Source organism: Herbiconiux daphne (genome assembly GCF_024979295.1).
Taxonomy (GTDB): Bacteria; Actinomycetota; Actinomycetes; order Actinomycetales; family Microbacteriaceae; genus Herbiconiux; species Herbiconiux daphnes.
Genome location: NZ_JANLCJ010000008.1, coordinates 102,951 through 118,356 on the forward strand (window position 1 = coordinate 102,951; position 15,406 = coordinate 118,356).

Below are 15,406 nucleotides of genomic sequence, written 5' to 3' on the forward strand. Positions count from 1 at the left end.
CAACCCAGCCGCAGTGCGGCAGCGAACCGGTCCCCGGTCGCAACGCCGTCATGCAATGTGATTTCAATAGAAGGAGTGTGAAATGAAGTTCGGTGTCTATGGACCAGCGAGCGTCAGTACTATCGAGCGGTCCGTCAGAGCAGAGCAGATCGGCTACGACTTCGTGTCGTTCAGCGACAGCCCGATGGCGTTCTCCGATGTTTTCGCGACCGCTGCGCTGACGGCGCAAGCCACCAAGACGCTCACCGTCGGGATCAGTGTCGCGGCTGCCGGCATCCGCCTTCCCACGGTGGCGGCCAATTCACTGGCCACGCTCAACAAGATCGCTCCCGGTCGTGTCTTCGCCGGGTTCGGTACGGGAACGACCTCCTACGGATTCATGGGCATCCAGACGCCCGCGACGCTCAAGGAGCTGGCGGACTACGTGAGGGTCGTCCGAGGACTCCTCAAGGGTGACGAGGTCGAGTTCGAGCACAGAGGAGTCTCGCAGAAGACCCGGTTCGTGATGCCCGATCGTGGCTACATCGACGTCGAAGCGTCCACACCGATCTACCTGGCGGCTCACGGCCCCAAGGGGCAGACTCTGGCAGGCGAGATCGCGGACGGGCTCGTTGAGGGCTGGGGGACGTTCAAGAGCATGGACGAGGTGAAGCAGCGCGTTCAGGCGGGCGCGTCGAAGAGCGGACGAGACGTGAGTGATTTCGCGTACTTTACGCCTCAGACGATTCACCTGGTCGATGCCGATGACGATCTGGCCTCCGATCAGACGATCGAGGAGACGGGGGCTTTCGTCTGCATCGTCCTTCACGAGATGTACAAGAGTTCGGCGCACAAGTCCGCCGATGAGATGCCCCCGGCTGTCGCGCCGATTTGGGACGACTATCGCCGGATGATGCGGTCCTGGCCCGAACGCGACACGTTTCACTACCGCGCCTTCGCCGGCCACCAGACGTATATCCACCCGGAGGAACGTCGCTTCGTTACACCCGCCATGATTCGAATGACACACTTCGTCGGTCGCCCCGAGGAGGTTATTGAGCGCATCCGGGAGTGGGACTCGGCGGGCGTGACGCACGTCACAGTCTCAGGGACCCAAGCGGCTCTCGACAACAAGATGGAACGGTTCGCCCGGCAGGTGCTGGCCAAGCTCTAGTGGACAACCGCATTCTGATCGATCACCAGGCATGATGTTGCGCATCACAGACGTATCCGACCAGCCAGACATGCCGGGCGCGTTGTCCACGGAGGGCAGACGCGGCATCAACGGAGGGCATGACGAGCGGACCCGCGAATGCTGACGTCGTCGTATGGAAACCGGGTACCTATGGACGTGCACCGTGCTCAGGCGTTCCTCGCGGTAGCGGAGGAGCTGCATTTCGGGCGGGCTGCAGAACGGCTGCACATGGCTCAGCCTCCACTTACTCGGCTGATCCGTCAGCTCGAGGCAGACCTCGGGGCGGTGCTGTTCGAGCGAAACACCCGGAGTGTTGCGCTCACCGTGCAAGGCGAGGCGCTTATGGAACCCGCGCATGAATTGGTTATGCTGTCGCGCCGGATCACCGAGATCGTGAGACGCACGCAAGGCGGTCTCACCGGCCGTGTTCGACTGGGGTACGCCGGTCCCAGCGTTGGCCATCTGGTCGGCGTGCTCGCCCGGCGAGTACGTATCCAGCGGCCTGACCTGGCCTTGGAGCTCTACAGCTCACAGTTCTCCCATCGCGCCCTGGACAAGCTGCGCGAGGGGTCGCTGGATCTCGTCATCGGACGTTGGGACTTCCTCCCGGCTGAGATCGGCTCCCGGGTAATCGAGCGTGAGCAGCTGCTTCTCGCTCTCCCCGAGCGTCACCCGCTCGCAAAGAAGGAAACGATCGAGGCGCGGGAACTTGCAGACGAGGCATGGATCGTGCTTCCGGGAGGGAGCGCGGCGACGCTGCCGAACCGGCTCAATGCGCTTGCCGTGGAAGGTCGCTTCATCCCGCGAATCGTGCAAGTGGCGCCGGATTCGTCGACCCTGATGCTGCTCGTAGGGGCGGAAACCGGGGTGGCTCTCACTTTCTCCGGCGTGCGGGACCACATTCCGGCCGAGGGAGTCGTTTTCCGACGCCTCGCTTCGACCCCCGGAGCCGTAGAAGTGCGTTTAGCGTGGCGGCACTCGGACACTAGCCCGGCATTGGCCGCGGTTGCCGGGCTGGTCGCCAATTCCGCCGAGGCCCCCGGATCGACTTGAGCGAGGCCCTATCGTCCCGAGCCAAGCCAATCGAGCACGGCGACTCGATCTTCGTCGAGCCGGGGCGGTGCCTTCGAGTAATCCACCGAGGCTCTGGCGAACGACACGGGATGTCGGATCGTCGGGATTCGCCTCCCGGCGCCGCCGGTCTCGACGACGGGGTCGAGACCTAGGCTCTCAGCGAAATTCACGCCTTCCGCGACGGTGAGGATCGGCGCAGCCGGCACCTGCGCTTCGCTCAACGCCTCGAACCAGTGCTGAGCGTCGCGTGTGGCGAGACGTTCGCACAGGAGTTCGCGGAGCACCTGCCGGTTGCCGTTACGAGCAGACATTGTCGCGAAGCGCGTATCCAGAGCCAGTTGCGGCGTGCCGAGCACGTGACAAAGCCGACTGAACTGTCCGTCGTTACCGACGGCGATCACGATGTCCTTATCGCGGGCCGGGAACGGCTCGTACGGATAGAGACTCGGGTGGGCGTTGCCCATCCGCCGGGGTACCACGCCTCCCGTGACGTAGGCAGCGGTCTGATTCACCAAACCCGAGAGTGCCGAGCTGAGCAAATCCACCTGGATGTGATCACCCTTCCCGGTGGCATCACGGGCATACACGGCCGCGAGGACCCCCGACAGAGCGTGCAGCCCCGTGATGACATCGACGAGCGCCACTCCTACTTTGGTGGGCTCTCCGAGAGCCTGGCCGGTGAGGTCCATGATCCCTGACACCGCTTGTGCGATCAGGTCATAACCCGGCAGATCGGCCCCGTCCGCCGAGCCGAAGCCGGTAATGGACGCGTAGATCAACTCAGGGCGGTTCCCGCTCAAACTGGCGTAGTCGAGCCCGAACTTCTTCAACCCACCAACCTTGAAGTTCTCGACGACGACATCGGCTCGCGCGACAATCTGCTTCGCCGTCGCGAGATCGGCGGCATCTGAGAAATCGAGGGCTATCGATTGCTTGTTGCGATTCACCGAAAGAAAGTAGGTGCCCTCGCCATTTCTCTCGGGCGGGATCCAGGCCCGCGTATCGTCGCCCGACGGGCTTTCGATCTTGATCACCCGGGCACCCAGATCAGCCAGGAGCATCGTGCAGTACGGCCCGGCGAGCACCCGGGAGAGATCGGCGACGACGAGTCCGGACAGGGGAGGGGACCCGGGTGCCCGGGGCGGTTGCGTGCTCATCGAGATCTCCCGGATCAGAAGTAGGCGGGAATACCGGTGATGCGCTCTCCGAGGATCAGGGTGTGCACCTCGTCGGTTCCCTCGTAGGTGCGGACCGACTCCAGGTTGTTTGCATGCCGGAGGGGTGAGTAGTCGAGCGTGACGCCGTTTCCTCCCAGAATCGTCCGTGCCTGGCGGGCGATGTCGATGGCAATGCGACAGTTGTTGAGTTTACCCACCGAGATCATGTGGTGCTCGAGCTTGCCGGCGTCCTTCAGGCGCCCGAGGCGCAGAGCCACCATCTGGCCCTTCGTGATCTCGAGCGCCATCGCGACGAGCTTCTCCTGCGTCAGTTGGAAGGAAGCAATCGGGCGGCCGAACTGGGTCCGGTTCGAAGAATAGGCCAGGGCGGCCTCGAAGCTGTCGCGCGCGGCGCCGATCGCGCCCCACGCGATTCCGTACCGCGCCTCGTTCAGGCACGAGAACGGACCACGTAACCCGACGACACCGGGCAGCACCGCGACGGCCGGCAATCGCACGTCGACCAGGTCGATGTCACACTGGATCGAGGCGCGCATCGAGAGCTTGGGTTCGATCGGAGTGGCCGTGAAACCGGGCGTGTCCGTGGGAACAAGGAACCCTCGAACCCGGTCACCCCCTTCGTCGTCGGCGACCTTCGCCCAAATGACCGCGACGTCAGCGATCGACGCAAGACCGATCCAGCGCTTGGCCCCGTTCAGCACCCAATCGTCGCCGTCGCGGACCGCGCGGGTGGTCATGCTAGCTGGGTCGGAGCCCGCTTCGGGCTCGGTCAACCCGAAACAGCCGACCTTCGTGCCTGCGGCCATCGACGGGAGCCACTGTTGCTTCTGCTCCTCGGACCCCCATTTAGCGATCGCCGACATCGCCAAGGACCCTTGCACGGAGACGAAGGTGCGCAGTCCGGAGTCGCCTGCTTCGAGCTCTTGCATCGCGATGCCGTATTCGACCGCCGACCGGCCAGCGCAGCCGTACCCCTGGATGTGCATGCCGAGGAGGCCGAGCTCGGCGAACTCCGTGATCAATTCGCGGGGGAAGGTCGCGTCGGCATACCATCCGGCAATGTTGGGGCGGATGCGGCGTTGCACGAATTCGCGCACCCGATCGCGCACGGCGAGTTCGTCGGCGGCGAACTCGTCATCGAGGTCAAGAAGATCGGCGGGATTGAACGCGGGGCTAGTCATGGAAGGTCTCCTTCTTGGGCTGCTATCGAGTCTGTCCCACCGCGTGGACGGCTGACCGACCTAAATCAGGTTCGACTGATACTGGATCCGTATCAGTCGCCGCAACCGGTACCGAGTGCAGGCACCAGCCGCAATCCTGAGCAGGGACAAGATCTGTGCTGGAAACGGGAGGACGACAGATGACTTCACGCGACACCGCCGAATCGGTGCTGGTGGTGGGTGCCGGTGCGATGGGAACACAGATTGCCGCCGTCTTCGCCCGGGCTGGACACCGAGTGACGGTGTGCGACGTCACGCCGGATGCCTTGGGGAGATCGCGCACTGAAGCAACCACCCGCCTCACTAGGCTCGGCGAGAAGGGCGCAATGACCGCAGCGGAGGCTGCGTCGTCGATCGAGCGACTGGCATGGACGACCGATCTGGAAGCGGCTGCGACGGCCGCCGGATTCGTCATCGAAGCGGCCACAGAGCGCCTCGAATTGAAGCAGGACATCTTCGGGCGGCTTGGCCGCCACACGCCCAGCACGACGATTCTCGCTACCAATTCCTCCACCATCCCCTCGTCTCGGATCGCAGAGGCGTCGGGACGCCCCGACAGGGTCTGCAACGTCCACTTCTTCAATCCGGCTCTGGTGATGGAGGCGGTCGAGGTCGTGCCCAATCCGGAGACCTCCGACGAGACGATCGCCACCGTTCTGGCGCTCATCAAAGGCATCGGAAAGAGCGCTGTGACGCTTTCAATCGAGGTGCCGGGATTCGTGGCCAACCGTCTTATGACCGCGGTGAATGACGAGGCGATTCGCCTCTACTCGCAAGGCGTCGCGACGCCAGCGGATATCGACCTGGCCGCGCGCCTTGCTCTTGGTCATCCGCTCGGCCCGTTTGCGCTGATGGACCTGGTCGGACTCGACGTGATCTACCTCATGCACCAAGCCACGTACGAGATGACGGGTGACCCGGCGGATCTTCCTCCCGAAGCCTTGAATGACCTCTACCGCGCCGGGCGTCTCGGCCGCAAGTCCGGGCGCGGCTGGTTCGACTACACATCGTGAAAATCCATTCCCCCATCGAACTAAGGCCTGAATCATGAACGCACCTTCACCACACGACGTCGTCATCGTGTCCGCCGCCCGCACACCGTTCGGCCGATTCAAGGGGTCGCTCGCATCGCTCACCGCGGTAGAACTCGGCACCGTGGCCGCTCGGTCTGCGATCGAGCGAGCGGTGGGGCTCGACGCGTCCGACATCGAGTTGGTGAGTTTCGGCCAGGTGCTCCAAGCCGCAGCCGGCCAGAACCCGGCGAGGCAGGTCGGTGTTGCTGCGGGAATCCCCCTGACCTCACCGGCCGTGACAATCAACAAGGTCTGCCTGTCCGGGCTCACCGCAATCATCGATGCTGCGAGAATGATCGGCACGGGGGAGTGTGCGGTCGCACTCGCGGGTGGCCAGGAGTCCATGACGAACGCGCCGCACGCCCTCGTGGCATCTCGGCAGGGTCTTGCTTACGGCGACGTCACGTTGGTCGACACCGTCTCCCGCGACGGCTTGACTGACGCCTTCGATGGGCGGGCGATGGGTCTCGCGACCGAATCCGACAACCTGGGCAGTGGCCACATCACCCGAGTCGAGCAAGACGAGATCGCCGCGCTCTCACATCATCGTGCCGCTGAAGCCAGGACCTCGGGGGGCTTCACGGTAGAAATTGCTCCCGTGGTGGTCACGGGGTCGCGTGGAGCAACGACCACGGTTCTCGAGGACGAGGGCATCAGACCCGACACCACGATCGAGACGCTGGCTCGGCTCCGGCCCGCATTCACACCGGACGGGACCATCACAGCGGGCAATGCGAGTCAGCTCACCGACGGCGCGGCCGCCGTGATCCTGACGACCCGAACCAGAGCGGCGTCGATGGGCGCGGAGATCCTGGCGACCGTCCGGGCCTGGGGCCAGGTCGGGGGACCTGACACGTCGCTCTTGGCCCAACCGTACCGGGCGATCCGCGCGGCTCTGGCCCGACAGGGCTGGTCGGTGGCCGATCTCGATCACATCGAGATCAACGAGGCTTTCGCCGCGGTGGTAGCGTTCTCCAGCAGGGAGCTCGGCGTTTCCAACGACAAGGTCAACCCCCAGGGCGGTGGCATCTCATTGGGCCACCCCATCGGCGCGTCAGGGGCACGCCTCGTCGTGCATGCCGTGCACGCTCTGCGTGCCCGGGGCGGCGGTCGTGCCGCCGTCGCGCTCTGTGGCGGCGGCGGGCAGGGCGAGGCCCTCCTGCTCGAAGTGTGACCCGTAGGGCGATAAGCGACCGAAGTGGTGCGTTGCCGCGCCACTGTGTAGACCCGATCGATAGGAGGAACCGTGTTCAAGAAGATACTGGTTGCAAACCGTGGGGAGATCGCGATTCGGGCGTTCCGGGCCGCGTACGAGCTCGGTGCGAAGACCGTCGCGGTGTTCCCCTATGAAGACCGCAATTCGATGCACCGACTGAAGGCCGACGAGGCCTACCAGATCGGCGAGGTCGGGCATCCGGTGCGCGCCTACCTCGACGTCTCCGAGATCATCCGCGTCGCGCTCGAAGCGGGGGCGGATGCGATCTACCCCGGCTACGGCTTCCTGTCGGAGAACCCCGAGCTGGCGAAGGCGGCGGCGGAGAACGGCATCACCTTCATCGGCCCGGGCGAGCACGTGCTCGAGATGGCCGGGAACAAGGTCACCGCGAAGCAGCACGCGATAGCCGCGGGAGTGCCGGTGCTGAAGTCGTCTCCAGCGACGACCGATCTCGACGTGCTGATCGCCGCGGCCGACGAGATCGGCTTCCCCGTGTTCGCGAAGGCCGTCGCGGGCGGTGGCGGTCGGGGGATGCGCCGGGTCGAGACCCGTGAGAAGCTGCGCGGCGCGCTCGAGGCCGCGATGCGGGAAGCTGACAGCGCCTTCGGCGACGCGACGATGTTCCTCGAGCAGGCGGTGCTCAGGCCGCGTCACATCGAGGTGCAGATCTTGGCCGATTCGACGGGGGAGACCCTGCACCTGTTCGAGCGCGACTGCTCGGTGCAGCGCCGCAACCAGAAGGTCGTCGAGATCGCGCCGGCGCCGAACATCAGCGACGAGCTGCGTGAGGCGCTACATTCGGATGCGATCAAGTTCGCGAAGTCGATCGGCTACGTGAACGCGGGAACGGTCGAGTTCCTGGTCGACACCGTGGGGGAGCGGGCGGGCGAGCACGTGTTCATCGAGATGAACCCTCGCATCCAGGTCGAGCACACGGTCACCGAGGAGGTCACCGACGTCGACCTCGTGCAGTCGCAGATGCTCATCGCCTCCGGCAGCACCTTCGACGAGCTCGGAATGCACCAGGACGACATCGTGCTGCACGGCGCCGCCCTGCAGTGCCGCATCACCACGGAGGACCCCACGGCCGGTTTCCGACCCGACACCGGCAAGATCGCCGCCTACCGCTCGCCCGGCGGCGCGGGCGTGCGCCTCGACGGCGGCACCGTCGACGTCGGCGCCCAGATCAGCCCCCACTTCGACTCCATGCTCGCCAAAATGACCTGCCGCGGCCGCGACTTCCCGGCCGCGGTGCGGCGGGCCCGGCGTGCGCTGGCGGAGTTCCGCATCCGGGGTGTGTCGACGAACATCCCGTTCCTGCAGGGCGTGCTCGACGACCCGTCGTTCGCCGCCGGCGACCTGAGCACGAGCTTCATCGAGGAGCGGCCGCAGCTGCTGGCTGGTCATCCGTCGAAAGACCGGGGCACGAAGGTCCTGAACTGGCTGGCCGACGTCACGGTGAACCAGCAGAACGGGCCCCGCACGGTCACCGTGCATCCCGTCGACAAGCTCCCCGCCGTCGACCTCACCATCCCGGCCCCCGCCGGCAGCCGGCAGAAGCTGCTCGAGCTCGGTCCGATCGGGTTCGCTCAGGCGCTGCGGGCGCAGACCGCCCTCGCGGTGACCGAGACGACGATGCGGGATGCCCACCAGTCGCTCCTGGCGACCCGCGTGCGCACCCGCGACCTCGTCGCGGTCGCGCCCTACGTGGCTCGGCTCACCCCCGAGCTGTGGAGCGTCGAGGCGTGGGGCGGCGCGACCTACGACGTGGCGCTGCGCTTCCTGGGGGAGGACCCGTGGGAGCGCCTCGCCGTGCTGCGGGAGGCCCTGCCGAACGTGGCGATCCAGATGCTGCTCCGCGGCCGCAACACGGTCGGCTACACCCCGTACCCCACCGAGGTGACGGATGCGTTCGTGCGTGAGGCCGCCGCCACCGGCGTCGACGTCTTCCGCATCTTCGACGCCCTGAACGACGTGGCGCAGATGCGCCCCGCGATCGAGTCGGTGCTCGCCACCGGCAGCACGATCGCCGAGGTCGCCGTCTGCTACACCGGCGACCTCCTCGACCCGGCCGAAGACCTGTATACGCTCGGCTACTACCTGCGCCTGGCCGACGAGATCGTCGGGGCCGGCGCGCACGTGCTGGCGATCAAGGACATGGCGGGGCTGCTGCGCCCGGCCGCCGCCGCGAAGCTCGTGTCTGCCCTCCGGGAGCGGTTCGATCTACCGGTGCACGTGCACACGCACGACACCGCAGGCGGGCAGCTCGCGACGCTCCTCGCCGCCAGTGCAGCGGGCGCGGACGCGGTCGACGTGGCCAGCGCACCGATGGCCGGCACCACGAGTCAGCCGAGCGCATCCGCTCTGGTCGCCGCGCTCGCCCACACCGAGCGCGACACGGGCCTGTCGCTTGCGGCCGTGAGCGACCTCGAGCCGTACTGGGAGGCCGTGCGCCAGGTCTACCGCCCGTTCGAGTCGGGACTTGCCGGCCCCACCGGCCGTGTCTACAACCACGAGATCCCGGGCGGGCAGCTGTCGAACCTGCGTCAGCAGGCGATCGCGCTGGGTCTCGCCGACGACTTCGAGCGGGTGGAGGACCTGTACGCCGCCGCGAACAAGATCCTGGGCCGCATCCCGAAGGTCACCCCGTCGTCGAAGGTGGTCGGCGACCTCGCCCTGCACCTCGCCGCGGTCAAGGCCGACCCGGCAGACTTCGAAGAGAACCCGGGCAACTACGACATCCCCGACTCCGTGGTCGGCTTCATGGCCGGCGAGCTGGGCGAGCTGCCCGGCGGCTGGCCCGAGCCGTTCCGCACCAAGGTGCTCGCGGGCCGCGACGTGAAGGTCGGGGTCACCCCGGTCGACGACGCCGACCTGGCCGCGATCGCTCCGGATGCGGCCGGCCCCGAACGGCGCGCGACCCTGAACCGGCTCCTGTTCCCGGCCCCGACCCGCACCTTCGAGCAGCTGCGCGAGCTGTTCGGCGACCTCTCCGTGGTCGACACCGTCGACTACCTGTACGGCCTCCAGCAGGGCACCGAGCACGTGGTCGAGATCGCCCGCGGCGTGCGCCTGTTCGTCGGCCTCGAGGCCATCGGCGAGGTCGACGAGAAGGGCGAACGCACCGTCATGACGACCTTGAACGGCCAGCTGCGCCCGGTGAACGTGCGCGACCGCTCGGTGAGGGTCGAGACCAAGACGGCCGAGAAGGCGGATGCGGCCCAGCCCGGGCAGGTGCCGGCTCCGTTCTCCGGCGTCGTCACCGTGAAGGTCGCGGTGGGCGACACCGTCGCCGCCGGGGCGCCCGTCGCGACCATAGAGGCGATGAAGATGGAAGCGGCGATCACCACCCCGGTCGCCGGCACCGTTTCCCGTCTCGCCATCCCCACCACCCAGCAGGTCGAAGCCGGCGACCTGATTGCCGTGGTGACCCCCACGCCCTGACGCCGTTGCACCATTTCCCACACTTTCACCACTCACTGAAGGAGTATTTATGACAATCGCGACCACGCGCGCAGTGACATTCGCGGATCGGGTGCTCCGCACACGAAGCCTCGCCTCCGACACTCTCCTGGTCACCGCAGGTGCCGGTCTCGTGGGCTTGGCGGCCCAGATTGCGGTACCGCTTTGGCCGGTGCCGATCACGGGGCAGACGCTGGCGGTGTTGCTGGTCGGAAGCGCGCTCGGCTCGCTGAGGGGCTCGCTGGCCCTGCTGCTCTACGCCGCAGCTGGGGTGCTGGGGATACCCTGGTTCAGCGACGCCGCATCGGGTTGGCAGACCCTGGCTGGCCCGACTGGAGGGTACATCATCGGCTTCATTGCGGCCGCAGGCTTGGCCGGGTGGTTTGCCGAGCGGGCGTGGGACCGGCGTGTGCTTCCCTCGCTCGCGGTATTTTCAGCGGGAACGGCGCTTCCCTTCGTCTTCGGATTGCCATGGCTGGCTTTGGTTTTGGGCCTCGACCTTGGACAGACCCTCGCGGCCGGGCTCTATCCGTTCATCGTCGGTGGTGTCATCAAGACAGCTTTGGCCGCGGTGCTAATGCCGCTCGCCTGGCGTAGCGCCGGTCGAGGCGCGTCTTGACCGCCGGATAGCTCAGTACTCCGGAGCACAATGCCTTGTTCGCGTGGCGGTCGACCATTTCATGCGGGTACTCGGCGCAAGTCTGGGCCCCCCGAGGTGGAACTAGCCCCTCCAAGCAGCCGGTCTTTATTTGAACCAGAAAAGGCCCTTTGGGAACTAACTGTTGAGCCGCCGGTCGGGCTGAGGGCTACCGATGGAGCTATCCTCCTGGCAGTGCTTGGGGTAGCAGCGCACCGAATTTGGCAATCGGATGTAGAAGAGGTCGACGGCGCCGTGTGCCAATTCAGAGTGACGTCGGATGTCGATTCTTGCTCTCTATAGCTCGGTCCCACGTCGACTGCCGAGCTCCGCATAAGACGGTGAAAGAAACGAGTGACAGAAGCTTCGCCTGCATCGGTAGCCACGCAGGCCGTCGCGCGGCAAGGCCTGCGCGACACGCTAATGCAGCGCGAGTAGCTTGATCCGCCTGATCAAGGGCTGCACGTAGCGAGTCATGGTCTCAGCTGATGATTCTTGACGACGTCGGCCACTCACAGGCAGCCTTCCAGCCGCACACATTCGCGATACCGATAATGTACCTTATGTCAAGTCAACCACTGGTTATTCGCATCCACTGCGAATGATCGAGTCCCCCGCGACGCGTGCAGAATGGCCCGTCGACATGCCTGCACGCTTGCTGGTTCTCTTACTCCGCAGCAGATGGAACCACCATGTCGACTGCAGTGGAGAGTCAACGAACTGAGTCACTATGGTGGCAAACGTAGGGGCGTTCGATCTCACTGACATTGAGATCGAACGCCCCTACTTGCCCCGGCGCTACTTGCCCTTCTCGGTCACACTCGTGTTGGGGTGCCGTGCGGCAGCCGACCCGGTGATGAACTGACCAGAGATGGCTGAGCGGCTGTGTGTACCGGTCGACTTGTTGCTACCCGACGATTCCGTGACGGTGGTCCTCGGGTGCCGGGCTGCGGCCGCGTTGGACAGGTAGCGCCCGGTGATTGCAGATCGATGGGCCATGGTGGCTCCTTCCTCTTCATGGGTACCCACGGTGTCCCCGTGAGTCGCCGCCAGGTTTTGGCGGTCGTCTAGAGGCCTCACCAGCGAAAGCTTTGGCTGAGGGTCGTCAATATCGGCAAGCCGGCGAACATGCCTAGGGGTCATCTGCAAGCTCGAGGCGACGTCCACGAGTGAGACGCCGACTCCTTCGAGCAGTTCGATAGCGTTCTTCAGAAGTTCCGGCCGTTCGCCCGGAAAGTCCCAGATAGGTTGCGATCGCCGAGGAGTACTACTAAGCGTGATGTACGCCCGGCGGGCGGTCGATTCAGAAATTAGCTCGAGCTCACGAGATCGGTAGAGCAATGAGTGGACGGAGACACCCCACCACAGGCTGAGTTCTTCGAGTCGATTGAAGTTAATCCTGGTCGGGAGGAGGTCTCGGATCACGTCTCGAGGAGTGAGGAACTCGGCAGCGAATTCGTCGGCCTGCCGCTCCATCTGACTATCAGTGCCCTGCCTTCCGTGATGCAACACGATGTGCCCCAATTCGTGTGCCGCGGAAAAGCGGTGGCGCAGGACGTCGTTCGCCTTGTCCGGCGTCAAGACGATCATGGGACGCGGAAGTGCGGTGGTCGAGAATGCGTCAATTCGATTTTTGTCGTCTGGCTTGCCCTCTTCCTTCATTGAGAAAAAGACCGTGAGGATGCCGTGCTGCTCAAGTTGATAGACGAGATACGGAACAGGCACGGTCCCGAGGTCCCAGTGGCGCCGCATCGCCCGTGCAGCTGTGATGGGATCGGGGACGTCGGTGCTCTCGGGCATCGCCCACTCCGGCAAATCCAAGACTGGAAATTCGACGCTCTCTTCGAGGTAGCGGCTCAGTTCCCAGGCTTGTTCCACGTAGGCGGTGGCTTGCTGTTGCTGCCCCACGGTCGTGGCTCGTAGACGCCGGAAGGACGCCTCGGCAATCTCGATCTGCGCCTTCGGTCGGCCGTGTGAAAAGAAGCCTGGAGGTACACGGAGAGCTTCAGCCAGGGCTGCGATCGTCTCCGCTCGAGGCCTGACCTCGCCACGCTCATACTGTCCGATCGCTGCTGCAGAGACCCCAACCCGCTGGTGCAGTTCAGTCTTCGTCATCTTGCACACCCGCCGCGCTTGAGTCAGCCGTGCAGGATCAAAAAGTCTGGCCACGTCCGCCAGAGAAGGGGAATCGGGTGTCACTTCTGGCCCTCTCCGTCTTCTGGGCGGGGACGGAGAGCGGTCTTGGTCCGGGGCCGGCTGCCGTCGGCGAAACCTCCGACAGGCTTGGGCTTGGTGTCTTTCATCGGCCGGGTCACGGGCGCTTTGACGTAATCGAGCCGCTCAGGATCTGTGAACTCGAAGTACCGGCCACGGAGTCGTGCCGGCGCCCAGTACATTGACCCCACGGTGAAAGGAGTGCTGCTGTAGTAGGGCACGAAAAGGGTGATGTGCCGGCCTCCGGCTTCGATCATTCCCAGCACGTCGGAGAGGCGCGCGACGTCGTCATCGCCTTGGGGTTGCGCAGGCATCTCAAAAAGTCCGCCCGGTTCCACATACTTTGTGTTGCTTGCTTCGGCGAACATGTCGCGTCGTTGCTCCGGCAAATAGCTCAGGCGGAGCCGGCGGTGGTTCTTGGGCATCTTCTTACCAACCCGCTGCAGGAAGATCAGAGCGTCGCCGACGTATGTCAACGTTCGACGGGTGCCGGGGACGCGGCGTTCATCGTAGGAATCGAGACCTTTGATCAGGGAAAGCAGCTCTTTCTGTGCCCCTCGAGCCATTCCGACCCCGTAGACATCGTGCTCGCCGTCAGGGTCTGCGTATGCGGTGTGTGCTCGAGCCGAGCGCTCCTGGCTGGCCTGGATGGCCTGAGGGATGGCGGAGCGCAAAGTCGCCAGGTCGCCGACGGTGAATTCGGATCTCCAGTCGAGTTCGACCTGATCGGACATAGTGGACTCCCGTCGCTGGTCTTATGGACAATAGCATGCGACTTTGGAAAAAAGCAGAATTCAGTCAATCAAGCTATGAGAACGAACAAGACTCGCGCGGTAGCGCTTCATTCTCGAACGCGATGCTGGGAACGTGCCTTTGTCGCGGGCAATGCGTATTGCTCGACGCGCCTGCGGCAAACTAGCTAGCCATCCTCTCGATGCCCAACCGGATCTCCGGGGTCTTGCGTGCGCCCACGCCAAGATGCTCACGGAGCAATGCCTCGGCTTCGCGAATCTCTCATTTCGTCCCGACGCGCAAAGCCTGCCGCACGCGCCTGTCGGTACTTTTCGGCGCGAGCGAGAACACGCGCCTCAACAACTTGTGCTCGGGCGACTTGCTGGGCCTGCTTCGCCTCGGCCGCCTCCTGCCGCACAACTTCTTCTTTGGCCCACTCTCGAAGGAACTTACTGTTTTCTTCTGTCAGAGGATCTCTGATACCCCAGGAGGCGGCAAGAAGCGCCGCTTCGACGCGTTCTTGGACAAGCAGAATCAGTCGTCGCGTTGCAACAGGGCTGAGCTCAGCGACGAGTGGCAGGAAGTGCTCTTCCGAGAGGCCGGTTCCGGGGTCGTACTGAGCGTATAACCCAAACACGTAGGGGCGATCGGCGAAGCCGAGCGCTCTCTCCTCGGGAGTGGGCTCAGCTGCTCCAAGATGCGGATGCAGAGCTGCAGCGAGTTTCTCAGCCTCCTCCTTTCGGCGCGGTCGGCCGTAACCGTGCGCATATAGATCTCGCAGTTGCGTGATCGGCTTCATTGCGCCATCCGCGATGTTCACGGGCCTGTTCAAGCAGGTCTTGTAGAAAAGCCCCGCCATTTTGCGCGACCACGAATGGTCACCGTTGTATACGAACGGGTCCGCGTCGACGAACAGCATGCTCGGGATCGACGCGAAAATAATCTCCGAAAGCGCTACGGCGCGGCTGACCAGCATCAGTCCGGTGTGGGCAGAAATATCGAGTGGATTCGCACCGAACATCTTCTCGGCCTCCCAATAGACGTCTCCCATGTCGTGGTTCTCTGGGTCGAGGTCAACCTGGTCGACGACGGCGTCGAAGCTACGGTCGATCTCGCGGGTTACAACGTGAAGGTAGCCGTGGAGTGCCGCAAAGTCTTTTCGCGCCTCAAAGATCGTGGGGCGAAGCCTCGAGACCCATGGGCCTGCGTCCGGGTCGTCCTGCTCCATTGCGCACCCCTCCACTAGATCACCTCCCCGCACCAAGAGCGACGATCCGAGATTACCTCGCCTCCAACGCGGTTCGTCTTCTAGCTCGTCCGGAATGGTTCACCGCCGCCGTACCGAAGGTCCTCGGGCCTGCGCCGAGATTGCCGAGTAGTGGTCGCTTTTCGCCACTCATACGTGACCGTGGTCTATACGATCGAT

General features: G+C 64.6%; 11 protein-coding genes. 6 read left to right on the forward strand and 5 right to left on the reverse strand.

Features of this window, described 5'->3' with window-relative positions; genetic code table 11:
• Positions 1-82: 82 nt before the first annotated feature.
• Positions 83-1,153, forward strand: a complete 1,071-nt coding sequence (locus N1032_RS18570; protein WP_259540777.1) for an LLM class flavin-dependent oxidoreductase — start codon at positions 83-85, stop codon at positions 1,151-1,153.
• Positions 1,154-1,324: 171 nt separating this feature from the next.
• Positions 1,325-2,227, forward strand: coding sequence for a LysR substrate-binding domain-containing protein (locus tag N1032_RS18575; RefSeq protein WP_259540779.1), 903 nt, complete (start codon positions 1,325-1,327; stop codon positions 2,225-2,227).
• 8 nt (positions 2,228-2,235) lie between these two features.
• Here N1032_RS18575 and N1032_RS18580 read toward each other — a convergent pair whose 3' ends face one another.
• Positions 2,236-3,405 (reverse strand): CaiB/BaiF CoA transferase family protein, encoded by a 1,170-nt coding sequence (locus N1032_RS18580; protein WP_259540781.1) that lies wholly within the window; start codon positions 3,403-3,405, stop codon positions 2,236-2,238.
• A 14-nt stretch (positions 3,406-3,419) separates the two neighbouring features.
• Positions 3,420-4,607, reverse strand: coding sequence for an acyl-CoA dehydrogenase family protein (locus N1032_RS18585; RefSeq protein WP_259540796.1), 1,188 nt, complete (start codon positions 4,605-4,607; stop codon positions 3,420-3,422).
• 179 nt (positions 4,608-4,786) lie between these two features.
• Between N1032_RS18585 and N1032_RS18590 the strand changes: the two genes are divergently transcribed.
• The 4 genes from N1032_RS18590 to N1032_RS18605 all read left to right on the forward strand — a co-directional run bounded on the left by N1032_RS18590 (position 4,787) and on the right by N1032_RS18605 (position 11,016).
• A complete protein-coding gene (locus N1032_RS18590) occupies positions 4,787-5,659 on the forward strand; it encodes a 3-hydroxyacyl-CoA dehydrogenase family protein (protein ID WP_259540798.1) in 873 nt (290 codons plus the stop codon).
• Between the two features lie 34 nt (positions 5,660-5,693).
• Positions 5,694-6,893, forward strand: coding sequence for an acetyl-CoA C-acetyltransferase (locus N1032_RS18595; protein WP_259540800.1), 1,200 nt, complete (start codon positions 5,694-5,696; stop codon positions 6,891-6,893).
• A gap of 72 nt (positions 6,894-6,965) precedes the next feature.
• Positions 6,966-10,379 (forward strand): pyruvate carboxylase, encoded by a 3,414-nt coding sequence (locus N1032_RS18600; RefSeq protein WP_259540807.1) that lies wholly within the window; start codon positions 6,966-6,968, stop codon positions 10,377-10,379.
• Positions 10,380-10,428: 49 nt separating this feature from the next.
• Positions 10,429-11,016: a biotin transporter BioY gene (locus N1032_RS18605; protein ID WP_259540809.1), complete on the forward strand. Its 588-nt coding sequence runs from the start codon at positions 10,429-10,431 to the stop codon at positions 11,014-11,016.
• 816 nt (positions 11,017-11,832) lie between these two features.
• Here the strand turns inward: N1032_RS18605 and N1032_RS18610 are convergent.
• From N1032_RS18610 to N1032_RS18620, 3 genes are all read right to left on the reverse strand, one after another.
• Positions 11,833-13,233 (reverse strand): helix-turn-helix domain-containing protein, encoded by a 1,401-nt coding sequence (locus tag N1032_RS18610; protein WP_310795970.1) that lies wholly within the window; start codon positions 13,231-13,233, stop codon positions 11,833-11,835.
• Positions 13,230-13,982 (reverse strand): hypothetical protein, encoded by a 753-nt coding sequence (locus tag N1032_RS18615; protein ID WP_259540811.1) that lies wholly within the window; start codon positions 13,980-13,982, stop codon positions 13,230-13,232. The genes N1032_RS18610 and N1032_RS18615 overlap by 4 nt, the downstream gene beginning before the upstream one ends.
• Positions 13,983-14,230: 248 nt before the next feature.
• The gene (locus N1032_RS18620) at positions 14,231-15,208 is read right to left on the reverse strand and encodes a hypothetical protein (RefSeq protein ID WP_259540813.1); all 978 of its coding nucleotides are present in this window, start codon (positions 15,206-15,208) and stop codon (positions 14,231-14,233) included.
• Between the last annotated feature and the right edge of the window lie 198 nt (positions 15,209-15,406).